This window comes from Acinetobacter sp. 197 (genome assembly GCF_048148385.1).
GTDB classification, from domain to species: Bacteria; Pseudomonadota; Gammaproteobacteria; order Pseudomonadales; family Moraxellaceae; genus Acinetobacter; species Acinetobacter pecorum.
The window spans coordinates 100,432-122,978 of record NZ_JAYWZK010000006.1 but is presented as its reverse complement, the minus strand read 5'-3'; the positions used below and the strand labels follow the sequence as shown (position 1 = coordinate 122,978).

20 protein-coding genes are annotated in these 22,547 nt (G+C 43.9%); 14 read left to right on the top strand and 6 right to left on the bottom strand.

What is annotated here, in order from left to right:
* Positions 1-54: 54 nt before the first annotated feature.
* From VXQ11_RS07860 to dnaX, 5 genes are all read left to right on the top strand, one after another.
* On the top strand, positions 55-1,446 hold the full coding sequence (locus VXQ11_RS07860) for a 3-oxoacyl-ACP reductase (RefSeq protein WP_416680679.1): 1,392 nt from the start codon (positions 55-57) through the stop codon (positions 1,444-1,446).
* 189 nt (positions 1,447-1,635) lie between these two features.
* A complete protein-coding gene (locus VXQ11_RS07855) occupies positions 1,636-2,490 on the top strand; it encodes a MaoC family dehydratase (RefSeq protein WP_416705783.1) in 855 nt (284 codons plus the stop codon).
* Between the two features lie 71 nt (positions 2,491-2,561).
* Complete coding sequence (locus VXQ11_RS07850; RefSeq protein ID WP_416705782.1) at positions 2,562-3,815, top strand: serine hydrolase domain-containing protein; 1,254 nt, start codon at positions 2,562-2,564, stop codon at positions 3,813-3,815.
* A gap of 77 nt (positions 3,816-3,892) precedes the next feature.
* Positions 3,893-4,336: a copper resistance protein NlpE N-terminal domain-containing protein gene (locus tag VXQ11_RS07845; protein WP_416705781.1), complete on the top strand. Its 444-nt coding sequence runs from the start codon at positions 3,893-3,895 to the stop codon at positions 4,334-4,336.
* Between the two features lie 133 nt (positions 4,337-4,469).
* Complete coding sequence (gene dnaX / locus VXQ11_RS07840; RefSeq protein ID WP_416705780.1) at positions 4,470-6,602, top strand: DNA polymerase III subunit gamma/tau; 2,133 nt, start codon at positions 4,470-4,472, stop codon at positions 6,600-6,602.
* Between the two features lie 8 nt (positions 6,603-6,610).
* Here the strand turns inward: dnaX and VXQ11_RS07835 are convergent, their stop codons facing one another.
* Positions 6,611-7,045 (bottom strand): acyl-CoA thioesterase, encoded by a 435-nt coding sequence (locus tag VXQ11_RS07835; protein ID WP_416705779.1) that lies wholly within the window; start codon positions 7,043-7,045, stop codon positions 6,611-6,613.
* A 43-nt stretch (positions 7,046-7,088) separates the two neighbouring features.
* Positions 7,089-8,249, bottom strand: coding sequence for an iron-containing alcohol dehydrogenase (locus tag VXQ11_RS07830; protein WP_416705778.1), 1,161 nt, complete (start codon positions 8,247-8,249; stop codon positions 7,089-7,091).
* Positions 8,250-8,369: 120 nt separating this feature from the next.
* On the opposite strand from VXQ11_RS07830, the gene VXQ11_RS07825 reads away from it, so the two are divergent.
* Genes VXQ11_RS07825 through VXQ11_RS07810 form a run of 4 tightly spaced genes read left to right on the top strand, consistent with a single transcriptional unit; the run spans position 8,370 to position 12,104 of the window.
* Entirely contained in the window at positions 8,370-8,876 is a 507-nt protein-coding gene (locus tag VXQ11_RS07825; protein ID WP_416705777.1) for a low molecular weight protein-tyrosine-phosphatase, read from the top strand.
* 3 nt (positions 8,877-8,879) lie between these two features.
* The gene (gene murB, locus VXQ11_RS07820; protein ID WP_416705776.1) at positions 8,880-9,920 is read left to right on the top strand and encodes a UDP-N-acetylmuramate dehydrogenase; all 1,041 of its coding nucleotides are present in this window, start codon (positions 8,880-8,882) and stop codon (positions 9,918-9,920) included.
* A gap of 1 nt (position 9,921) precedes the next feature.
* On the top strand, positions 9,922-11,061 hold the full coding sequence (locus tag VXQ11_RS07815) for an ElyC/SanA/YdcF family protein (RefSeq protein WP_416705775.1): 1,140 nt from the start codon (positions 9,922-9,924) through the stop codon (positions 11,059-11,061).
* The gene (locus VXQ11_RS07810) at positions 11,061-12,104 is read left to right on the top strand and encodes an alpha/beta hydrolase (protein WP_416705774.1); all 1,044 of its coding nucleotides are present in this window, start codon (positions 11,061-11,063) and stop codon (positions 12,102-12,104) included. The genes VXQ11_RS07815 and VXQ11_RS07810 overlap by 1 nt, the downstream gene beginning before the upstream one ends.
* Positions 12,105-12,189: 85 nt before the next feature.
* Here the strand turns inward: VXQ11_RS07810 and VXQ11_RS07805 are convergent, their stop codons facing one another.
* Both VXQ11_RS07805 and VXQ11_RS07800 read right to left on the bottom strand, forming a co-directional pair.
* Positions 12,190-13,860 carry a glutamate synthase-related protein gene (locus VXQ11_RS07805; protein ID WP_416705773.1) on the bottom strand — a complete coding sequence of 557 codons (1,671 nt, stop codon included), beginning with the start codon at positions 13,858-13,860 and terminating at the stop codon, positions 12,190-12,192.
* Between the two features lie 498 nt (positions 13,861-14,358).
* Positions 14,359-15,366, bottom strand: a complete 1,008-nt coding sequence (locus tag VXQ11_RS07800; RefSeq protein ID WP_144723808.1) for a WYL domain-containing protein — start codon at positions 15,364-15,366, stop codon at positions 14,359-14,361.
* Positions 15,367-15,604: 238 nt separating this feature from the next.
* Between VXQ11_RS07800 and VXQ11_RS07795 the strand changes: the two genes are divergently transcribed.
* The 5 genes from VXQ11_RS07795 (at position 15,605) to VXQ11_RS07775 (ending at position 19,826) form a co-directional block, all read left to right on the top strand.
* On the top strand, positions 15,605-17,164 hold the full coding sequence (locus VXQ11_RS07795) for a circularly permuted type 2 ATP-grasp protein (protein ID WP_416705772.1): 1,560 nt from the start codon (positions 15,605-15,607) through the stop codon (positions 17,162-17,164).
* A gap of 23 nt (positions 17,165-17,187) precedes the next feature.
* Positions 17,188-17,790 (top strand): alpha-E domain-containing protein, encoded by a 603-nt coding sequence (locus VXQ11_RS07790; RefSeq protein ID WP_004645419.1) that lies wholly within the window; start codon positions 17,188-17,190, stop codon positions 17,788-17,790.
* Complete coding sequence (locus VXQ11_RS07785; protein ID WP_004645418.1) at positions 17,787-18,566, top strand: transglutaminase family protein; 780 nt, start codon at positions 17,787-17,789, stop codon at positions 18,564-18,566. The genes VXQ11_RS07790 and VXQ11_RS07785 overlap by 4 nt, the downstream gene beginning before the upstream one ends.
* 13 nt (positions 18,567-18,579) lie before the next feature.
* Positions 18,580-19,314, top strand: coding sequence for a proteasome-type protease (locus VXQ11_RS07780; protein ID WP_004645417.1), 735 nt, complete (start codon positions 18,580-18,582; stop codon positions 19,312-19,314).
* An 80-nt stretch (positions 19,315-19,394) separates the two neighbouring features.
* A complete protein-coding gene (locus tag VXQ11_RS07775; protein ID WP_004645416.1) occupies positions 19,395-19,826 on the top strand; it encodes a BLUF domain-containing protein in 432 nt (143 codons plus the stop codon).
* A gap of 45 nt (positions 19,827-19,871) precedes the next feature.
* Here the strand turns inward: VXQ11_RS07775 and alr are convergent, their stop codons facing one another.
* Both alr and dnaB read right to left on the bottom strand, forming a co-directional pair.
* A complete protein-coding gene (gene alr / locus VXQ11_RS07770; RefSeq protein WP_416705771.1) occupies positions 19,872-20,942 on the bottom strand; it encodes an alanine racemase in 1,071 nt (356 codons plus the stop codon).
* A gap of 49 nt (positions 20,943-20,991) precedes the next feature.
* Complete coding sequence (dnaB, locus tag VXQ11_RS07765) at positions 20,992-22,434, bottom strand: replicative DNA helicase (RefSeq protein ID WP_064096518.1); 1,443 nt, start codon at positions 22,432-22,434, stop codon at positions 20,992-20,994.
* Between the last annotated feature and the right edge of the window lie 113 nt (positions 22,435-22,547).

Sequence of the window (22,547 nt, the reverse complement as noted above, 5' to 3'; positions counted from 1 at the left end):
TTTAAGGATAACTTTAGATCAACCAAAAATTAATTTGTATGAGAGATAATAAACATGACTGATCAGTACCAAACTTTTGCAAAATCTCCTATTGGTAAATTTGTCATTAAAAATTTGGGTCTACCATCCCCAACTTCTTTAGACCGTTTTGAGTCTGCTACGCCAGTGGTAAAAGGTGCAGTATTATTGGGCGCAGCACCAGCAAGTCAATTAACGGGTGCTATTGCTCAGGTTCTGGCAAATATTCATGCAAATAGCTATGCAGGCAATAATACTGAGTTGCAACAGGCAGCTGCAGCATCTGGACTGAATCTGGGTGCATTTAACCCGGGCGATAAAGAATCAAAATTCAAGGTCGTTATTTTTGATGCTTCAGGGATCGAAAATTCAGAACAGTTAAAATCACTTTATGATTTCTTCAACCCGATTGCGCGTCAAATCCAAAGTTCTGGCCGTGTCGTGATTGTGGGGACTACGCCTGAAACTGCTAAATCAGTCAGTCAGTCAATTGCTCAACGCGCACTGGAAGGTTTTGTAAAATCTGTGGGTAAAGAGTTTAAAAAGGGTATTGCAGCGAACCTGATCTATGTAGATGCCGGTGCTGAAGCAAACCTTGAGTCTGCTTTACGTTTTGCAGTTTCTCCACGTTCTGCCTATGTTTCTGGTCAGGTGATCCGTGTTTCACCTGCTGAAAAAGTGGATGTGGACTGGACTAAACCATTAGCGGGTAAAACTGCTGTAGTGACCGGTGCGAGCCGTGGTATTGGTGAAGCGATTGCTCATGTATTGGCACGTGATGGCGCACATGTTATCTGTCTGGATGTTCCGCAGCAGCAAGCGGACCTTGACCGTGTAGCCGGTGAAATTGGCGGTTCAACTTTAGCCATCGATATTACTGCTGCAGATGCAGGTGAGAAAATCAAAGCGGCAGCAGCTGAGCAAGGCGGTCTGGACATTATTGTGCACAATGCCGGTATCACCCGTGACAAGACTTTGGCCAATATGAAGCCTGAGCTATGGGATCTGGTGATTAACATCAACCTGTCTGCCATTGAACGTGTAAATGACTATTTAATCTCCAACGATGGTCTAAATGCCAATGGTCGCATTATCTGTGTATCCTCAATTTCAGGTATTGCAGGTAACCTGGGTCAAACCAACTATGCAGCGTCTAAAGCGGGTGTGATTGGTGTGGTGAAATTTACAGCACCAACCTTAAAAAATGGTATAACCATTAATGCTGTTGCACCGGGCTTTATCGAAACACAAATGACGGCTGCGATTCCATTTGCAATCCGTGAAGCAGGCCGCCGTATGAACTCAATGAGCCAAGGTGGTCTACCTGTAGATGTTGCAGAAACAATTGCCATGTTTGCTTCTACGGCTTCAACAGGTTTAAATGGCAACGTGGTTCGTGTCTGTGGTCAAAGCCTATTAGGGGCTTAATGGAATCTCTCCCGACCTCTCTTAAAGAGAGGAGAAGCCCCCTTTTAAAGGGGAATTCAGGGAGATTAAAATTCTAAAGAGAAAATTCCAAGAATTCTCAAAACCTCTCCAGTGCTTCACTTTCATACAATGATTGAAGTATGCTCAGGAGAGGTCACTTTATAAAGATAATATTTCCAAAGGTTCAGTATGAATACGCGCCATTTTAGTCAACTTCCAAAACCTTATTTAGCCTATCCAAAAGTGATTCAAGGCTTGATTTTTAAAAAGCCGAAAGCTGAAAAAGTTCTGCCGCAAGTTGAATATGTGGTGGATTCATTCAAGGTCGATCAGAAACATTTAAAAGCCTATAATGAAGTATGTGGCTTTAAAAATAATGGTTATATTCCAGCTATTTATTTGACCGTGCTATCTCAAAGTCTGCAAATGCACATGATGACCTCGGAAGCATTTCCGTTCCCGATTTTAGGACTGGTACATATCCGTAATCAGGTCAAGCAATACCGTAAAATCGGTGTGAATGAGACTTTGACGCTGTCATGTAAGTTTGGCGAATTGCAGCCGCACGATAAAGGCGTTCAGTTTGATTTCATTACTACAGTGAAAGTGGGAGGCGAGGTCGTAGTTGAAGGATTAACGACTTATCTGTCACGTCAAAAGACTAATGGTAAAGCTACTGCTAAACCTGCAGAAAGTAAGGCATCAGAATTTAAGCTGAACAATGAATGGAACATCTCGGAAAATACTGGTCGTCGTTATGCTATGACTTCAGGTGATTTTAACCTGATCCATATTCATGCAGTCACAGCGAAAGCCTTTGGCTTTAAACAGGCAATTGCACATGGCATGTGGAGCAAGGCCAAAGCACTGGCGAATCTGTCATTGCCAGATGCCTATGAAGCTGATGTCTGGTTCAAGTTACCGATGTACTTGCCATCTAAAGTTGAATTCCTGACCGCGCAGGCAGCGAATGATACAGATTTTCTGATACGAAGCAGTAAGAATCAAAAACCGCATGTCACCGGTCATATCAAAGCGATTTAAATCTGAATCAAAAGCCTAAACCCGATTTAGGCTTTTTCATTTTAAGGGATCAATATTCTATGGATAGAATGATGCAGCCAATTAAAGATTATCTGTTTGCTGATCAGCATAATTATCAGGGCAATGTCGATGAGCGTTTCAGTGACCTTGCCCGTCAGTTTAGCCGTTTGCAGGATGCACGTACCGGACAGGGTGGTGCCGCACTGGTGGTATATTTTGAGGGACAAAAGGTCGTCGATATTTATACCGGTAAAAAATCTTTAACTGAAAACTGGCAACCCGATACCATGTCGCTATGTTATTCCACCGGCAAAGGCGTGCTGGCGACTTTGGCGCATATTCTGGTCAGTCAAGGTTATCTGGATTATGATAGACCGGTTGCAGAATACTGGCCTGAATTTGCACAAAAGGGTAAAGAAAATATTACTCTGGCGCATATGCTCAGTCATCAAAGTGGCCTGTTTGATATCCGTAATATGATTGATGATGCCACTGAAATGGCCGACTGGTCGCATATGCTGGACCGGATTGCGGCAGCGGAACCACGTTTTCGAGTTGCAACAGATGCAGCCTATCAACCGCTGACTTTTGGCTGGCAAGTAGGTGGTGTACTGGAAAAAGCGACGGGTAAAAAACTGGGTGAACTGATGCAGGAATATCTGGTACAGCCACTACAGTTAAATGGCGCTTATTTTAGCGTACCGACGCATGAGTTAGCTCGGGTGGCCTTACCTATTTTAAAGCCTAAAATAACCAAGTCTCAAACACAGACTGCGAAAAAAACTGTGTCAAGGCAACCAAGCCTGATGGAACGAGCCTTGGTATGGAGTGGTCAGAGTCCACAGGATTTTCAGGATGGCATGATTCCTAAGGGCATGAAGAACTTTAGTTTCTTTAGTCATGAGGGTCTACAGGCCATTATTCCGTCTGCTAATGGAGTATTTACCGCAGAGAGTCTGGCAAAAATCTATGCCATGCTGGCCAGTCGTGGTGAATGGCAAGGACAGCAACTGATTTCGCAGGAGGTATTCCAGCGACTTAGTCAGGTGCAATACAAAACAAGAGATCGGGTTATGCCTTTACCGATGCACTGGCGCTTGGGTTATCACCGTGTTCTCACTTTAGGAAAAGCCTCTAAAGGTTTTGGTCATATGGGTTTTAATGGCTCTGGTGCCTGGTGCGATCCTGAGCGTGGTTTAAGTTTTGCCTATACACATAACTTTCCTACAGGTTCATTGACCGGAGACTACCGTCTTTGGGGTTTGACTCAGGAAACCTTGCGCTGTGCGGATGCGGTACTGACCGGGCGCAAAGGCTGGCGTTAGATCACCCTGATCCAGGATTAATCTATCCTTTAAAATGTGCTATTTTGTGGCGAATTCCAGTTCTGTGAAATGAAAGCATGAAGAAAGTGATATTGATTCCTTTGGTGGTAACCGGTGCTTTATTGGGTTGTCAGGATCAAAATCAATCAGTTACAAATACTGTCGCTGAAGCCAAGGTGCAGCTACCCACATGGGTGGGAAATTATCAGGGCACAACGCCATGTATGGGATGCTTTTCAAGTTGTGAAGACTGTCCCGGCATGGCAGTGGCTTTAACTTTAAATGAAGATAAGACCTTTACTTTACAGCGTGAAAGTTTAAGTGGTCATAATGAAATTGAAACGATGAGCGGGCAGATTCGGTTTCAGGATGAATCACAACAAAAGATCGAACTGCTGAATGTCGATACCCGAAATCTGCTCTATGTCGATCTGAAAAAGCATGTTCTGGAAATTCGTGAAGATCAAACAGGCAAACGCTACCAGATGCAAAGTGACTTTATCCTGTTTGAATCGGTCTAATTTTAAAAAAGCATTTGTTTTATATCCCTTTTTCAATGATTTTGATCAAGGGATTTTTATTCTTTATAAACCGGCATTCATTTCACTATTTCATAAAAAAACAGTATGCTTAGACCTGTAAAAAGGAGCATACATGTATCAAGTACTTGCGCGAAAATACCGTCCTCGTAATTTCAATGAATTGGTGGGTCAAAACCACGTTTCTCGTGCTTTAACCAGCGCGCTCGAACGTGGCCGTTTGCATCATGCTTATTTGTTTACGGGAACGCGTGGTGTCGGAAAAACCACGATTGCACGTATTTTGGCGAAGTGCTTGAACTGCGAGACAGGTATTACCTCGACCCCATGTGAAGTCTGTGCGACCTGTACCGCAGTCAATGAAGGTCGTTTTATTGACCTGATTGAAATTGATGCGGCGTCACGCACCAAGGTGGAAGATACCCGCGAGCTGCTCGACAATGTTCCTTATGCACCGACTCAAGGACGCTTCAAGGTCTACCTGATCGATGAAGTGCACATGCTGTCCACGCATTCTTTCAATGCGCTGTTAAAGACGCTGGAAGAACCGCCGGAACACGTCAAATTCCTGTTCGCAACTACCGATCCGCAAAAACTACCGATTACCGTAATTTCTCGCTGTCTGCAATTTACCTTGCGCCCATTGGCAGTCGATGAAATTACCGAACATCTGGGCCATATTCTTAGCAAAGAAAGCATTCAGTCTGATCAGGATGCCATCTGGCAGATTGCTGAATCTGCGCAAGGTTCATTACGTGATGCCTTGTCGTTGACCGATCAGGCGATTGCCTATGGTCAGGGAGCGATTCAGCATCAGGATGTTAAAGACATGCTAGGGCTGATTGACCGTACCATTATTTATGATCTGATTCTGGCGATTCACCAGAATCAGAAAGCGCAAGTCAGTCAGTTATTGCTACAGTTCCGTCAGCAAGCTTTGGATGTGTCACTGGTGCTCGACCAGCTGATTTCAACCCTACATGAACTGGCTTTATTGCAGTATCTGCCAGATCTGAGCCTGAAATACAGTGCTGAGATCAATCGAAAGATCATGCAATTATCCGGTCTGATTTCTGCTCAGGACCTGCAACTGTATTATCAGATTGCCTGTAAGGGTCGTGCCGATTTACAGCTTGCAGTTACGCAGGAACAAGGCTTTGAAATGACGGTGCTACGCTTACTGGCTTTCCGTCCATTACAACCAAGTGAAATTCCGGTGATGCAGGATACTGCACCGCAACAGGCAACAACCCATACAACACGCCTACAGCAACCTGTTCAGACACAACTTCAATCTGAATCAGTAGAAACACAATCATTGGAGGCAGAACCGGTATTTGATGATTTCTCTCTAGACGATGATACGGATGAGGAGATTGATGCCGCATCAGCGTCTGAACCTTCTTCGGATGATTTTTTGGATGAAGACGAGCCCACCAGCATCAATGCACCTGAACCTGTCCAGCCTGTAGTAACTCAAACAGTGATTGAAGAAGTGCGGTCTAGTGATCAAATTGTTTTTGATCCAAATGATGATAAAGGCTTATTTGGTTTTGATGAAATCGAGAGTACGCCAGAAGCACCGGCTACTAGCAACAGTTCGGATGATTTCCTGCTTGAAGATTTTATTCCTGCAGATGCCGTCATTCCTAGTGAGCCAGTACAAGACATCATGTCTGCTGATGAGGAATTTAGTCTTGCTGCACCGGAAATAGAGCTTTCACAGGAAACAACCGATCAGCCTGCTCTTGAAAATACAGCTCCGGTTCAGCCAGTTGCACAGACAGTTTTGCCGGAAGACATTTCCCAAGACGTAAATACGCAGAATTTGATGCCACAGGATATTTTAAAAATACCTGAGCAAGCCTTAGAAGGCGAGTGGAGCGTAGAAAAATGGGAGTACTGGTTCCGTAACAGCCAGCTTTCTCCGGCCGTACAGGAACTGGCGCAGTATGGCATCATGACTGGTCAGATTAATGGCGAATCCGTTTTCCATATTCCTGAACAGTACCAGCAATTGTTAACCCAGTTGCAACATCATCTGGAAGCAGCTTTGCAACAGCAATGGCCGCAAACTAACTTCCAGGTGAAATTTGAGAATGTGGAACAGTTAACGCCGTATACCATGCAGCATCAGCGTAAGGCACGTGCTTTTAAACGTGCCGAAGAATTGTTACATACTGAACCGGCAGTACGCGATCTGTTACAGCAGTTTGACGGTGAACTGCAAAATATTCAGCTGAAATAGGCTGGATTTTAAGTCACAACAAATCGAGATAAAGCATCCCGCATTTCAACTGGAATCGTGGAGCTTTTTCGTGTCTCACGATCGACAAATACATGGACAAAATTGCCTTGCGCAGCGGCTGTATCTGAGTTGCGTTTAAAAATAGCCAGATCATAGCTGAGCGATGAGCTTCCCATGCTTTCAATGGCTACGCCCACTTCAATAATTTCCGGATAAGACAGTTCCTGATTAAACTGACAGTTGGAGCTGACGACCAGTCCAATCATGGGTGAGTATTTTGGGTCAAAAGCAGCTTCCTGAATCAGCAGGGCATTGGCGGCGGTATCAAAATAACTGTAATAAGTGACATTGTTGACATGGCCATACAGATCATTGTCTGCCCATCGGGTTTGAATGGGCAGGAAAAAAATATAGTGTTCACGCTGTTTGATCGTAGCTTTCATTATTATTAAATCCTCAGCTATTCAGGCTTAGGTAGAAATTGGTCTAGGCATAGATCGCCTGATAAATCTGATAAGCATCCTCCACCTTGAGTTCACGTGGATTATTCTGCAACAGCCTGCTTTGTTGCATCGCATCTTCTGCCATGACCTGCAGCATATGTTCCGGAACATTCAACTCATTTAGTTTTAGAGTCAAACCGCTTTGCATCAGATGATTATTAAAATGATCAATAAACAGATCGGTCAGACCATCATGACAACCTTTACTGCGGGGATCCAGCCAGGTCATTAATTCCGCATAGAGCTGTTTAGCCGCTGGCGCATTAAACTTTAATACTTCAGTTAGAACCAGCGCATTGCTATGCCCGTGTGACAGATGAAAATGTCCACCAAGCGGATAAGCCAGCGCATGTACGGCAGCGACTGGTGCGTTGGCAAAAGCTTGTCCAGCCAGCATGGAACCGACCAGCATATTTTGACGCGCATCTAAATCATGGCCGTCTTGCAGCACACGTTGCAGATTGGCATTCAGTAATCTTAAAGCCTGTTTGGCCAGCATATCCGAATAAGGGTTTTTCTTGTGTTTTGAGGTATAGGCTTCAATGGCATGCACCATGGCATCAATGCCGGTGGCGGCAGTGATCTGTGCCGGAAGATTTTGGGTAAAGGTTGCATCCAGAATGGCAACATCTGCATAGAGAATGGGCGCGACAATGCCAGTTTTGGTCGTTTCACCTGTGGTGACAATCGAAATCGGCGTCACTTCTGAACCTGTTCCAGCCGTGGTCGGTACCAGAATTAAAGCTAAACGCGGTCCGGTAGCATTATCAACGCCATACAGATCTGACAGCGTCTGATGCTGTTCAGGATGCGCCAAAATTGCAATGAGTTTGGCCACATCCATCGAGCTGCCACCACCAAAGCCCAGCACCACATCAATATTTTCCTGTTTTGCAAAAGCCGCCGCTTCAAGCACCACTGTATCGGGAGGATCGGCCTGAACATCCGAATAAATCACGTACTCCAGCCCGACAGCTTCAATAATATCCAGAATCGGCAGATGTAATTGCTGCTTCAGCATGCCGGGATCGGTCACCAGCAGTAGACGTTGATAACGGCCATTTTTTAGGATTTTAAACAATTCCTGAATCGTGCCTAGTCCGGCAATGATATTGGGGACGGTTTGAAACTGAAAACGATTCATGGCGATATCCTTAATATTTTTATTGCAAATACGAGATTATTCTATGGTTGTAAGATAGGAATCAGTATATAAATAACTTAACATAAGAATCCTTAAAATAAAGTAGCTCTGAGGTTGTTTATGTCATCCAGAACGCCATACAAGGTGTTATGTGTTTGTTTGGGGAATATTTGCCGTTCTCCCACGGCAGAAGTGGTACTCAGACATTATTGTGATGAACAGCAACTGAATATCGTGGTCGATTCTGCTGGAACCAGTAATTATCATCCCGGCAAGGCTCCGGATTTGCGTAGCCAAAAGCATGCGCTGAAACGTGGTTACGATCTTTCTGGCTTGCGGGCGCGTCAGCTGACTCCGCATGATTTTATTGATTATGATCTGATTCTGGCGATGGATCTGGAGAATTTATCCAATATCCAAAACATACAGCGTCTGGCAGAAACTCAGTTTGGTCATGTACGTGCTCATGTGGCACTGATGAGTGAGTATGACCAGAGCTATCCAAAACAGGCTTTACCCGATCCCTATTATGGCGAAGCGGATGGCTTTGAGCGGGTGCTTGATCAGTGTGAGTCCAGCAGCCAGGCCTGGATTGAGATTTTTAAACAGAATTTACACAAGGTTTAAGCAATGCAGATTCAAACCCAGGTTCAACTTAAACCTTTTAATACCTTAAATTTAGAAGCAGTTGTTTCATATTACGCTCATATTCAGTCAACCGCTGATCTGATTGCTGCACTGGATTTTGCGGAACAGCAACAACTCAATGTGCTGATCCTGTCAGGCGGCAGCAATATGTTGTTGCCGGAGCAGATTGATGCACTGGTTCTGCATATGGATATTCATGGCATTGAAATGCTGGATGCTGATGATCAGACGCAGCGCTTACGTGTAGGCGGTGGTCAAGGCTGGCATGACTTCGTGCTCTGGACTACAGCACAAGGTCTGTATGGTTTACAAAATCTGGCCCTGATTCCTGGACGTGTCGGTGCTTCGCCAGTACAGAATATTGGCGCTTATGGCGTTGAAGTCGGCGAGTTTATTGATTCCGTCGAGGTCTATGACCGTCAGCTGAAACAGTTTGCTTCGATTCAGGCAGCCGATTGCCAATTTGCCTATCGGCATAGTATTTTTAAAGATGATCCAAATCGTTATGTGATTACCCATGTGACTTTTAGATTACTTAAACAGCCAGATTTGAAACTGAATTACGGTGATCTGAAGACTGCGGTTGGTGATCAACTCACAGCAGAAAACCTGCAACAACAGGTCATCCAGATTCGCCAGAGTAAATTGCCTGATCCGCAAGAATTCCCTAACGTGGGCAGCTTCTTTAAAAATCCTGTGGTTGATCAGGTGGTCTTTGACCAAATTGCTGTATCTTTCCCGAATTTACCCCATTACCAGCAAGCCAATGCGCAAGTTAAACTTGCAGCAGGCTGGTTAATTGATCAGGCTGGCTGGAAAGGCAAACAGTTGGGCCCTGTCGGCATGTTTCATAAACAGGCATTGGTCTTGGTGAATTATGGTCAAGCCTCTCTCACCGATGTACGTAAAACTTATCGTGCGGTACAGCAAGCGGTTTGGGATAAATTCCAGCTGATGCTGGAACCTGAACCTGTATTGTTCGATAAAAATGGTCTGATCCGCTCTCATCAGGAAGAGGAATAACATGAAGAACACCCATTGGATGGTACGTTTTCTACAAATTGTCACTGGACTATTTGTACTATGCGGCTGTCTGCTGGTGTTTATTTATACGCCTTTTTACTCAAAAATCATCGTAAAGGGTTTAAATCGCTTTGCATCAGTAGAACTCAATGAAGTTGCGGCTCAAAGCCAGAAAATGGCTGCACTCAGCGAACATGAAAATCTGGAACCTGGGTCTGACTTGTGGATTGCCCGACAGGCATATTTAAAGGTCATGGAACAGGATATTCAGCAAAATAACTCGGCTAATCTGCTTCTGATTCAGGCGCGTTATAAAGCGCTACAGAAGGTGATTGAAGACTATCAGCGCGAGCAGCAAGATCAAAAATCAGAGCAAAGTCCATCTGCCCAGGTACCGTTATTGCCCTCACAGGAAGATGCAGAACCAGTCGATCCGGCAGCCAATGTCCGGGAATTACTGGAGTGGGATAGGAGTGAAAACAAGGAACGCATTGAGCAATATATGGAGTTTCTGACGACACATCCACTCGAGCAGAGGGAGGCTAGTTCAGTACAGGAAACTAATGGCGAAGAAATCCGGCAGGATTTGGCTTTACTACAAGATCAGCAGCAGGTTAAACCAGCGAATCGCTCTCAGCCTTATGCCATTGTGGTACTGGGTGGTGGGTTAACTCTGGATGAGCAACGCAAAGAAATTGTCGTCAATAATTATACGCGACTACGACTGGAAACCACGCTGGCAGTAGAGAAACATTACCAGTTACCAATTGTCCTGAGTGGGGTCGAAGCACCCTATATGCAGCGCTGGCTGAAAAATCACGGAGTCGATGCAAAATTACTGGAAGATCGCAGTATGAATACCTGTGAAAATACCCGTTTCAGTTCATTATTATTACAAAAGAAAGGTGGAGCACCTACAGTGATTCTGATTACTGATCGTTATCATATGCCGCGTACCCGCCGTTTATTTGCTTTAAATGGTATACAAACTATTCCGGTAGAAGCACCGATGCCAACGCCTTTGACCCGCTGGCGTCCAAGTGCACAAAATTATGATCATAGTCGCCGTGCCAATTATGAAATGTTGGCGACCATGCGCGATGTCTGGTTTGGATCCAGTGACTGTCGGGAGGTGCCATAATGTCTGATATCCCATTTTTAAATCCCGCCGTTCTCAAACAGCTGGATTTACCTATTCCTAGTCGGGACATTACCCCACAGCTTTTGCCACCTTTGAACCTGAATCGTAGTGATCAACCGCCAATTGATTTGCAGTCCTATCGAAAACTTTATGGTTTTGATTTGCTGGACTGCAAACACTGGCAGGGCTATGTGCAGATGCCATTATTCAGGCTGCATGTACAGGTGTTTGAGCCCAATCTGGAAAATACCCGCTTTGACAAGATTCAGGGAACCGCTTTTCTGTTGCATGGTTATCTGGAACATAGTGGTATTTATCAGCCGATTGTAAAAGAGCTGCTGGAGCAGGGTTTTAGTGTGTTGACCTATGATCTGCCTGGACATGGTCTGAGTGATGGTTCATCTGCCAGCATTCAGAATTTTGATCACTATCAGCAGGTTTTGCATGCAGTACAACGTTATGTACAGCACGCCTCCCAATTACCTAAACCTTGGGTGGGGATCGGACAAAGTACCGGCGGTGCGATCTGGATGCATCATTTACTGGAATTTGCACAGCGTCGCGAAAATCCTTTTGTGGAACGGGTTCTGCTGTTATCACCATTGATTCGACCTGCCAAAACTGCTTGGTGGCATAATTCGGTGGGGCTGGGCATTATTAGCCGCATCAAACGTGAAGTTCCCCGACATTTCAGACGCAATAATCATAATCCGGAATTTCTGCGTTTTATCCGGCTTAAAGATCCATTACAACCGCGGATGATGGGCATGGACTGGATTCTGGCGATGTCGCGCTGGATGCTGGAAATGGAAGCGCGACCTGCTTGCCGTATTCCGGTCTGGCTGGCGCAGGGTGCGCAAGATCAGACTGTGGACTGGCGCTATAATATTGAATTCATCCGGCGTAAATTCCGGCTCCAGACCTTATTGATGCTGGAAGAAGGTTCACATCAGTTAATCAATGAGCGTGCAGACATTCGTGCTGCATTAACAGGCTTGATTCCGGCCTTTCTACATGCCCCTGGCAGTAAAACTTATTATTAATTTATTGTTAATAGAGTGAAGATTAAACATTCAAGTAAAAAAAAGGCGTTTTTTAGAACGCCTTTTTATTTCTAACTTTGTTGATTTAAAATTGTTCTAATTTGGCCAAATTCCACATCCGGAAGTAGAAGTTTTCATCATCCTTATTTTCACAAGACAATAATTCTCCCTCTTTCAACCAAAAATGAATCTGTGCAAAGTTTTTTATTTCGTGACTATTCACACGTTGCGCCAGATGATGCGCCTTAATGGCTGAAGGGTGTTTTAAACCTGCGGAAGCGATCAGTTCAGACAGGGCATGCAAGGTGTTTTTATGAAAATGAAAGACGCGTTCTGCCTTGGTTGGTACATGTAGTGCTTTTTGGCGATCTTTGTCCTGGGTGGTGACTCCAACCGGACATTGATTGGTGTGACAGCTTTGTGCCTGAATACAGCCCACTGCAAACATAAAACCACGGGCGGAATTCACCCAATCCGCACCAATGGCAAGCGTGCTGGCAATGTCGAATGCACTAATAACTTTACCACTTGCACCAATTTTGATCTTATCTCTCAATCCTGCACCAACAAGGGTATTATGTACAAACAGTAAACCTTCTCTTAATGGTGCACCGACATAGTCAATTAGCTCAATTGGCGCAGCTCCGGTTCCACCTTCAGATCCATCGACCACGATAAAATCCGGGTAAATCTGGGTATGTAACATGGCTTTTACGATACTCATAAATTGCCAAGGCTGACCCAGACACAGCTTAAAACCGACTGGTTTTCCATTGGAAAGTTCACGTAATTGTTGAATGAAATTCATCATTTCAATTGGGGTGCTAAATGCCGGATGGCTAGAAGGTGAAACGCAATCATGATCACGGCTGATGCCCCGGATTTGTGCGATTTCTTCCGATATTTTACTTTTAGGTAAAATTCCACCATGTCCGGGCTTTGCGCCTTGCGAAAGCTTGATTTCAATCATCTTGACTTGGGGTAACTTGGCCTGAGCAGCAAAACGTTCCGGGTCGAACTGTCCGTCTAAAGTACGGCAGCCAAAATATCCACTGCCAATTTCCCAGACCAGATCACCACCATATTCCAGGTGATAGGGACTGATACTGCCTTCGCCTGTATCATGAAAAAAATCACCTTTTTGAGCACCGAGATTAAGTGCACGTATCGCATTGGCACTCATGCTGCCAAAGCTCATGGCTGAAATATTTAAAATAGACGCTGAAAATGGCTGTGTACATTGCTCATTCCCAATCAGGATACGAAAAGTCTGCGGATCGGCAACTTTACAGGGGGTGATAGAGTGACTGACAAAGCGGTAATTATCTTCATAAACATTCAGGATCGAACCGAAAGGTTTATCTGAGTTTTCGTTTTTCGCCCGCTGGTACACCAGACTGCGTTGCATGCGGGAAAAAGGCAGTGCATCGCGGTCGGCTTCAATAAAATACTGACGAATCTCTGGACGGAATTCTTCAAAGATAAAGCGGAAATGTCCCATGATTGGGTAATTTTTCAGAATAGAATGCTTATTTTGCAGTACATCATACAAACCCAATAGGCTGAGGAGAATACTCAGAATCCACAGAGTATTCACCAAAGTTTGCGGCATGAAATAATAGATATAACGCGGCGAATAACCAATATGGAATGTGGTAAAAATCACTGCAATCAGAATGCAGGCAAACCAGACCGAATGGCGGGAAAAAAACGTATTAAGCAGTTTATGACGTACTAATTGCGCAGGGTTAGCCATTGTAAAATTAAGTCCCTATTTCTACTTCTACAGGGCTTTATGATGTGCAGAGCCCGTTATCTTATACAAGCAGAGAATTGTTATTCAATTTATAAACTTGCCGAAAACCCTACCAAGTGATGCAATGATTCCATGGCGATTGCTGATAAACATTACTGAAAAATTCCTATAGAAAAAATCTGCATAAGATAGATATTCTCTTTATTTCACAAGATGGAGCGATAATTTTATAGTTGGTTTATCCACTATTATATAGGAGCTTGATCCCATGACCAAAAAGTCCATTCGCTTTAATACTGCTGAACTGGCTTGCTCATGTCTCAGTTATTTTTAAATATCGAACTTTCATCCAACCTGAATCTCAGGGTACCAAAGAGAGGCAGGTGGGCACAGCGACAGATCACCACAATAATTACAAAAATATAAGTATAATTCTCCAGTCCCCAATTTGGGGGCTTTTTTATTTTTAATTTTTATAAAATCTCGATGAAACCCTGGCTAAGGATTCCCCTCATCCCGTTGATTGACTGCATCCGCCACAATACTCGGTTCAATATGTTTAATCTTTTTACCAAAGCTACGCAGCCACCAGACCAGTTGTGAGGTAAATGGCACGGTGGCTGTGATTAATGCCATACCCTTATCTATTTTTTCAATTTTCTGGTCTTTGCTAAGCTGACTTTCTTCCAGATAATGTGCATCTGCTTCCGACATGGTTAATTTAAGCGTGACGTTCTCAGTAGGCTGATTGAAATCCACCCGGAAACCCAGTGCACCAGAATCAATATATTCATCAATGTCAAAATTCACCGGATGCAAGGCACGTGAATTCAGTACTACGGCAGATTTAAAGCGATGCAGGGCAAAAGTCTGGATATCGGACTTGTCATGACGGGTACATACCAAATAGATAATGGAACCTTTTTGCACCAAGGCCAGAGGATTGAGAATATAGGTTTTTTCTTCGCTGTTATGAACACGACCCTGATACACACATTCCAGTTGTTTGTCCTGTAACAGGCCTTCATACACGGCTTGTTGAGCCGCTTTATCAACAACAGGTGGAATCAGTGGCTGGGTAGCTGGAACAATACGCACGCGATTAATCCATTGCCGGACATTGTTCTGGGAGGAAAGACTGCGCCGCGCCAGATCAAACCAGGGATTCATTTCTTCGATCAGGCTTGGTGGCAGCAGGTGTTTTAAATGTTCTTCGACCATCATAAAGGTGACGGCTTGCGAGCTGGTCATATGCGGCAAACTTTGCAGTGGCGCATCTGAGCGCCAACGCCAGCCTTGTGGTGTGGTCTTACTACTTTCAATTGGAAAGCGTTGCGCAATCTGGTTCAGGTCACGCTGAATAGTACGCAGACTGATATCGATACCTTCACGATTCAGGATTTCCTGTAATTCACGTGTTCCCATCCATTTGCCGGTAGAAAGACGCGACAAGATTTGCCATTGGCGATACAGGCTGTTCGAGGTTTCTTTTTCTTGTGCTGACATAGTGTATTTTACTGGCAATAAAAGACGGGATTTGAACTTAGATTAACACAATAAGAAAACTCACATTTTTTCGCAAGTCCTTAAACGCAACAATTGTCCTACAAACTAAAAACAACTTGGCAAGAAATAGCATTGAGTTTAAATGGTATTTCCTAGATTAATGATAGGCGGAATATAGATGCGCTGGCATAGATATTGCTTTGATTAAATTAGAATAGATGATAATACGAGGGTTTGTATGCTTAAAGGAAATCAGGATACAAATGTGATTGAAACGATTGATAAATTTACTTCTCCAAATCTTGGGAAGAATTTTATAGACACTAAAACCCCAACGGTATCTACAACAACCAATCCACAACTTTTATTGCAGCAACTGTCTTCAAAGTTTTTTAATGAAATGCAGGATGAGCATGTGCTGTCCAGTCAGGCTGGCCAAAGACTGGAAGAATGGTTATCTCAACATACTCTTGATGAACTTAATACACTTAATCAGGTAGCAAAAGAACATTTTTTACATCACGGTATTACTTTTACGGTTTATGGGGAGGAAGAAGGCGTAGAGCGAACGATTCCCTTTGATATCATTCCGAGAGTCATTGACCGGAAACAGTGGAATATGGTGGCTTTAGGTTCGGCCCAACGTGTACGTGCACTAAATCTATTTCTGCATGATATTTATCATCAACAGGATATTTTAAGAGCCAATATTATTCCTGAACTGCAGATTTTGACCCATGAGGCCTATCAGCCACACATGTATCAACACAGCTTGAAAGGCGGGATTTATAGCCAGATCAGCGGCATAGATGTGATTCGTGATTCAAAAGGCGAGTTTTATGTTCTGGAAGATAATCTCAGAACGCCATCGGGTGTAGCTTATATGCTGGAATGCCGCAAGATCAGTGAAAAGCTGATGCCGAAAGTATTCGAACAGTCCAAGATTGCTGCAATTGAGCAATATCCACAATTATTAAAAGAAATTTTGATAGAAAATGCCTATGTCGATAAGCCATTTGTTGTGGTACTGACGCCAGGACGTTTCAATAGTGCATACTACGAGCATGCGGTTCTTGCAAGAGAGATGGATGTACCATTGGTAACATCACGTGATCTTTTTGTTGATGACTCGAAGGTTTATGTAAAAACTATACGTGGTCGCCAACGAGTCGATGTTATTTATAGACGTGTCGATGACGCTTTTCTCGATCCATTATGCTTTAAACCGGATAGCACCTTGGGTGTAGCTGGCTTGATGTCAGCTTATTTGCAAAATAATGTCGTGATTGCAAATGCTCCAGGAACTGGTGTGGCAGATGACAAATCAGTTTATCCATATGTCGACAAAATGATTCATTTTTATTTGGGCGAACAGCCAATTCTGAAGAATGTTCCGACTTATCAATGTCGTAATTCACAAGAACTGGACTATGTCATGGCTCATCTGGATCAGTTGGTGGTGAAAGAAGCCCAAGGTTCTGGTGGCTATGGCATGCTCATTGGCCCACAGGCATCTAAACAGCAAATTGAAGATTTTAGGGAGAAAATTTTAGCTGCGCCACATTTATATATTGCGCAGCCAACTTTGGACTTATCGGTTAGTCCGACTTTAACCAATTTTGGTATTGCTGAACGTCATATCGACTTACGCCCCTTTGTACTGAGTTCACCTTATCGTACTGAAATCGTACAGGGTGGCTTGACACGTGTAGCGATGCAACCTGGTTCACTGGTGGTGAATTCATCCCAGGGTGGCGGTATTAAAGATACCTGGGTAGTCGACAATTTACATTCATAAAATTCCAAAGAAGGAAAAATGTCATGGTTTTGCTAAATAGCAATGCAAAACATATTTTTTGGTTAGGGCGCTATTTAGCCCGCACACATTTTTTATGTGCCCGCTTTCCATTTTTAGAAGATGAAGCGGCTTTAACCTATGCACACGCCTTTTGTTTACCTGCTTTCGATGCCAGCTCCTTAAACGAGCTGCTACTCGATCCTACTCAACTGGCATCTTTTAGCCAGCAGTTAGGAATTGCCAAAGATAATATTCAGGAGTTGCGCGGAGTATTGTCGGCATCAGGCTATGCGGAGATGATGAAGCTGATCAAAACTGCAGACAAAAATGCCGGTTATATTTGTGAAGTAGTGAATGAATGTGAAGAGATTCTGGAAGCGGAGTCTTCCGATATCTTTCTGTTTTTTAGTTTAGGCCAGTGTGTAGAACAGCTTGATCATCATTTGCGTCTGGGTGAGGAAACTGGTACTACACTGGGTAAAATTGATTATATCGTCAAAATTTTGGTGGAAATGGGCTGGGGCGATCTGGAACAGTACTGGGAACAGTTGCGTGCAGAGCCAAACCGGATTGAATTCTATCAGTTTAGCGACCATATTCATCAACTGTTTGAGGCAGATGTATGAAATTGATGGTGAATCACCAAACCCATTATATGTACACGGCCGAGGTGAGGAACAGTATTCAGTACATCAAAATGATGCCTTCGAACAATGCGCATCAGCGGGTGCATTCGTGGGATATCAGTGTACCTGGTTATAAACAGATAAGAAAAGATGCATTCCAAAATTTGTGGATGACCTGTAACCAGCGCGAGCCGTACTATTCCTTAACCATTATGGCACAGGGGATTGTCGAGCTGAATCCTGCACATCAGAGTGGGTTGAATGATTCAATCAATCCCAATCTTTTTTTACAGCCGACCGAATCGACCCAGTGTAATGTAGCAATGAAGGATTTTGCACAACGTCATGTCCCTGTATTAAGCCGTCAGCATCTGATTGGGTTGGCACAGGCATTGCTGGAGCATGTACCTTATATTTCCAACAGCACTTCTGTACAAGGCACAGCAATAGATGCCTTTGAGTCCAGACAGGGGGTTTGTCAGGATCATAGCCATATTTTTATTGCCATGTGTAAATATCTGGGTTTACCTGCCCGTTATGTGTCTGGTTATTTATATGCACAAAATGCCTCGCATCTGGCCAGTCACGCTTGGGCCGAGGTGTTTGTAGACCAGACATGGTATTGTTTTGATGTCAGTAATTTGCTGTTCACTCCAAGTTCGCATGTTTATGTGGCAATTGGACGGGATTATTGGGATGTGGCACCGGTACGCGGTGTAAGAGAGATGGGCGGTGTGGAATCCATGCTTTCCAGCGTTCAGGTGCTAGGATGTTAATAAGGACGAACTAATGACGTATTGTTGTGCATTGCGTTTAGAGCAAGGTATGCTATTTATCAGTGATACCCGGACCAATGCCGGAGTAGATCACATCTCTGTATTTCGAAAGCTATACACCTTCGGAGTTCCTGGGGAACGTATGATCGTGATACAGGCATCCGGCAATCTGGCAACCACCCAAGCCGTGATCGGACATATCAAAAATCAGCTTGAACTGAAGCAGGAACCTAATATATTGAGCCTGCATACCATGTTTGATGTCGCGGAACTGGTGGGAAGCATGCTGAAAAAAGTAATTGCCAACGTCACGAGCGATATTTCAGAACAGAGCAATTATTATTGTAATCTGCTGGTGGGTGGACAACTCAAAGACCAGGATATGCAGCTTTATCATGTTTATCCGCAGGGAAATTTTATCTGTGCGACACGAGATACACCATATTTCCAGATTGGCGAAAGCAAATATGGCAAGCCAATCCTGGATCGCGCGCTGACTTATGATATGCCGCTGGATGAAGCCTTGCGCTGTTCCCTGATTTCATTTGCATCTACCTTGCGCTCTAATGTTTCAGTTGGTATGCCACTCGATGTACTGGTCTATAAAAAGGACAGTCTGATGATGCCGAGAGGTAAGCGTATTGCTGAAGATGACGAGTATTTCACGGCAATCAGCCGGCAATGGTCAGAAACCTTGAAAAAAGGACTGGCAGAACTTCCGGTTCCATCTAATGAGTATTTCTTGTAAAAACCTATCGTAGGTCCGGTTTTTCACGTACAGTGTTAACTTCTATGCGTCAGGCATAATAAAAAAAGAGAAGTTAGCACATGTACCAATTTTGTTACGCCAGTAAAAGCACTTCTCCCAAAACTGATTTGCTTGAAGATTTAGCGAATATTTTGAAAGAGGCTCGTGATTTTAATTACCAGCATCAAGTTACAGGTGTACTGTATTTTGCTGATGGTTATTTTTTTCAATGTCTGGAAGGTGAATGTCTTACTTTAAAAAGTCTGCTGGTCGAGAGGCTGAATAAAGATCCTCGCCATCAGGACATTAAACTATTTGAAACCAAGGAAATTGAATATCCGAGTTTCCCGGACTGGTCGATGAAATATATTTCTAAACGCAGTCAAATCCAGCAATTCTGTCAGGACATGGGATTTAATGACTTTAACCCTTTTGCATTTCAGCAAAGTCATGTTGATGCTCTATTGCTGCAATTATGTGTAGAGCAAGGTGAAGAACAAAAGTCAGCCTAAATAAAGCCCAACACTGGTTGGGCTTTTTTGGATCTTTAGATTAAATCAGATTACTTTACGTCGTGCCCGATTGCTGAGTCGGCATAATAGTTCATAACCAATCGTACCATTGGCTGTCGCCACATCATCCACCAGACGGGTTTTCCCCCAAAGTTCGACTTCTGTACCTAATTGCACTTCTAATCCTGTGACATCAATAGCGATCATATCCATCGCTACGCGGCCAATCACGCGAGTTTGCTGACGATTGATTGCGACATAGTTCTGTTTGGGGAAAGCACGAGGATAGCCATCACCATAGCCAATTGAAACAATGGCCAAAGTCATGTTCTGATCTGCGGTGAACGTCGAACCATAACCGACATGGTCACCCGCTTGAATATCATTCAAGGCAATAATTTCAGCTGTAAAGGTCATAACCGGTTTTAAATCCAGGTCATGTACATCACGGTCTGCAAAGGGCGTCGCACCATAGAGCATAATCCCGGGACGGACATAGTCAAAATGCAATTCTGGATATTTATAGATTGCAGCCGAGTTACAGCATGAACCCATGAGTGGTGCACAGTCATTTTTCACTTCAAGGAACTGCTGGATTTGCTGTTCATTCAATGGATGATCGGCATCTGCATTGGCAAAGTGCATGGCAAGTACACAAGTAAAGCCTTCAGCTTTCAACTGATTGATCACGGTTTTAATCACATCAATTTTAAAGCCTAGACGGTTCATGCCGCTGTTCAGTTTGACCCAGACTTTTAGGCCTTTGGCGATATAGGTCTCTTTATGAGCCAGTAACCAGTCGAGTTGGGCCTGATGATGTACCACAACTTCAATATTCTGATCGATTACAAGCTGCATTTCATCGGCTGAAAAAATACCTTCGATGAGCGTGATCGGCTGTAAATAGCCCAATTCACGAATTTCCAAGGCTTCTTGCAGGCAGGCGACACCAAAGGCATCGGTTTCGCTTAAGGCTGCTAAGCAGTCTTTAACTCCGTGTCCATAAGCATTGGCTTTCACCATGCTGACGATTTTCGCGGTTGGGGCAAGTTGTTTGACACGGTTTAAATTATATTGCAGCGCAGCGCTGTCAATATAAACTGTAGCTTGACGCACCCTAAATTACTCCTAGAGGGACGATGGAAATGTGATGACGAGAGCCTGATTACTCTTCATCATCATACTGAGCATAGAACTCAGGCGAGAGATTACTAAAGCGGGTATATTGACCTTCGAATGCCAGACGCACGGTACCAATCGGGCCGTTACGCTGTTTGCCGATAATGATTTCAGCGGTGCCAGCTTCCTTTGATTCTTTGTTATAAACCTCATCACGGTAAATAAACATGATCAAGTCGGCATCCTGCTCGATCGCACCGGATTCACGCAAGTCGGACATCACCGGGCGTTTGTTTGGACGGTTCTCCAGCGATCGGTTGAGCTGCGACAAGGCAATTACGGGACACTGCATTTCCTTTGCCAAGGCTTTTAAGCTTCGGGAAATTTCCGAGATTTCGCCAACACGGTTATCACCCATGCCAGGGACTTTCATCAGCTGCAGGTAATCGACCATGATACAGCCTAGTTTTCCGCCATGCATTTTGGCAATACGACGCGCACGGGCACGTAATTCTGTCGGTGGAAGCGCAGAAGAATCATCGATATACAGATTTTTTTCTTGTAAATGCACAATGGTACTGGTGACTTTTGACCATTCATCACTGTCCATTTTACCAGAACGTAAATGTCCCTGATGCACGCGACCAAATGAAGAAATCAAACGCATGGCGATCGAGTCGGCTGGCATCTCCATTGAATAGACCAGAGCAGGCAGGTTGTTATTGAATAAAACACTTTCGACCAGATTCATGGCAAAGGTGGTTTTACCCATGGATGGACGCGCCGCGACAATAATTAAATCGCCAGATTGCATACCGGAAGTTTTGTTATCCAGTTCTACAAAACCAGTAGTTAAACCGGTAATGCTGCCTTCCATTTGTGACAGTTCATTTAATTTATCAAATACGTCTGCAACCACCGAGTTGATCGGCTTAGGGCCTTGTGCTTTGGCATTGTTATTATGCTGTTCGGCAATCGAGAAAATATTGGTCTCAGCCAGATCCAGAATTTCACTGACGGTACGGCCTTTGGTGTCATAGGCATTTTGTAAAATTTCAGAGCTGACTTTAATCATGCTGCGCAGGGTAGCAAACTCTTTAATTTTCCCAGCATAAGTTTCCAGGTTATAGAAACTCGAGGGTGAATCTGCCATCAGCTGCATCAAATACTCTTCGCCACCAATGGCATCGAGCAGATTCTGTTTGATTAGCCAGTCATGCACTAGAACCGCATCATAAGGTGAGTTTTCTTTAGAGAGCTGTTCAATGGCACGGAAAATATATTTATGTCGGGTAGCATAAAAATCATTTTCGGTCAGTACATCACCGACCTGTTCAAAAGATTCAGCCACAGTCATAAGGGCAGCAAGTACAGCCTGTTCAATTGCTAAATTGTGGGGCGGGGTACGGAACTCCTTGAGATTGCTATTTTCAGTAACAATTTCCGGTTTAGTAATAGGTACCTTTTTGCTGGCATTCGCCTGTGACATATAAATCCCTGATTTTAAATACAATGGTAAAATATCGTCGGAGATGAATAGCGTTTATTCACTACGAGATGAAATGATACGCGCTCTGATCAAAAATGCGAAGTGCAATTTTT

Coding starts and splice junctions, on each gene's coding strand:
- VXQ11_RS07855 (WP_416705783.1), top strand. CDS start 1,636: ATGAATACGCGCCATTTTAGTCAACTTCCAAAACCTTATTTAGCCTAT.
- VXQ11_RS07850 (WP_416705782.1), top strand. CDS start 2,562: ATGCAGCCAATTAAAGATTATCTGTTTGCTGATCAGCATAATTATCAG.
- VXQ11_RS07860 (WP_416680679.1), top strand. CDS start 55: ATGACTGATCAGTACCAAACTTTTGCAAAATCTCCTATTGGTAAATTT.
- VXQ11_RS07780 (WP_004645417.1), top strand. CDS start 18,580: ATGACGTATTGTTGTGCATTGCGTTTAGAGCAAGGTATGCTATTTATC.
- dnaX (WP_416705780.1), top strand. CDS start 4,470: ATGTATCAAGTACTTGCGCGAAAATACCGTCCTCGTAATTTCAATGAA.
- VXQ11_RS07810 (WP_416705774.1), top strand. CDS start 11,061: ATGTCTGATATCCCATTTTTAAATCCCGCCGTTCTCAAACAGCTGGAT.
- VXQ11_RS07800 (WP_144723808.1), bottom strand. CDS start 15,366: ATGTCAGCACAAGAAAAAGAAACCTCGAACAGCCTGTATCGCCAATGG.
- VXQ11_RS07795 (WP_416705772.1), top strand. CDS start 15,605: ATGCTTAAAGGAAATCAGGATACAAATGTGATTGAAACGATTGATAAA.
- VXQ11_RS07830 (WP_416705778.1), bottom strand. CDS start 8,249: ATGAATCGTTTTCAGTTTCAAACCGTCCCCAATATCATTGCCGGACTA.
- murB (WP_416705776.1), top strand. CDS start 8,880: ATGCAGATTCAAACCCAGGTTCAACTTAAACCTTTTAATACCTTAAAT.
- VXQ11_RS07785 (WP_004645418.1), top strand. CDS start 17,787: ATGAAATTGATGGTGAATCACCAAACCCATTATATGTACACGGCCGAG.
- VXQ11_RS07835 (WP_416705779.1), bottom strand. CDS start 7,045: ATGAAAGCTACGATCAAACAGCGTGAACACTATATTTTTTTCCTGCCC.
- VXQ11_RS07775 (WP_004645416.1), top strand. CDS start 19,395: ATGTACCAATTTTGTTACGCCAGTAAAAGCACTTCTCCCAAAACTGAT.
- VXQ11_RS07805 (WP_416705773.1), bottom strand. CDS start 13,860: ATGGCTAACCCTGCGCAATTAGTACGTCATAAACTGCTTAATACGTTT.
- dnaB (WP_064096518.1), bottom strand. CDS start 22,434: ATGTCACAGGCGAATGCCAGCAAAAAGGTACCTATTACTAAACCGGAA.
- VXQ11_RS07845 (WP_416705781.1), top strand. CDS start 3,893: ATGAAGAAAGTGATATTGATTCCTTTGGTGGTAACCGGTGCTTTATTG.
- VXQ11_RS07825 (WP_416705777.1), top strand. CDS start 8,370: ATGTCATCCAGAACGCCATACAAGGTGTTATGTGTTTGTTTGGGGAAT.
- VXQ11_RS07815 (WP_416705775.1), top strand. CDS start 9,922: ATGAAGAACACCCATTGGATGGTACGTTTTCTACAAATTGTCACTGGA.
- VXQ11_RS07790 (WP_004645419.1), top strand. CDS start 17,188: ATGGTTTTGCTAAATAGCAATGCAAAACATATTTTTTGGTTAGGGCGC.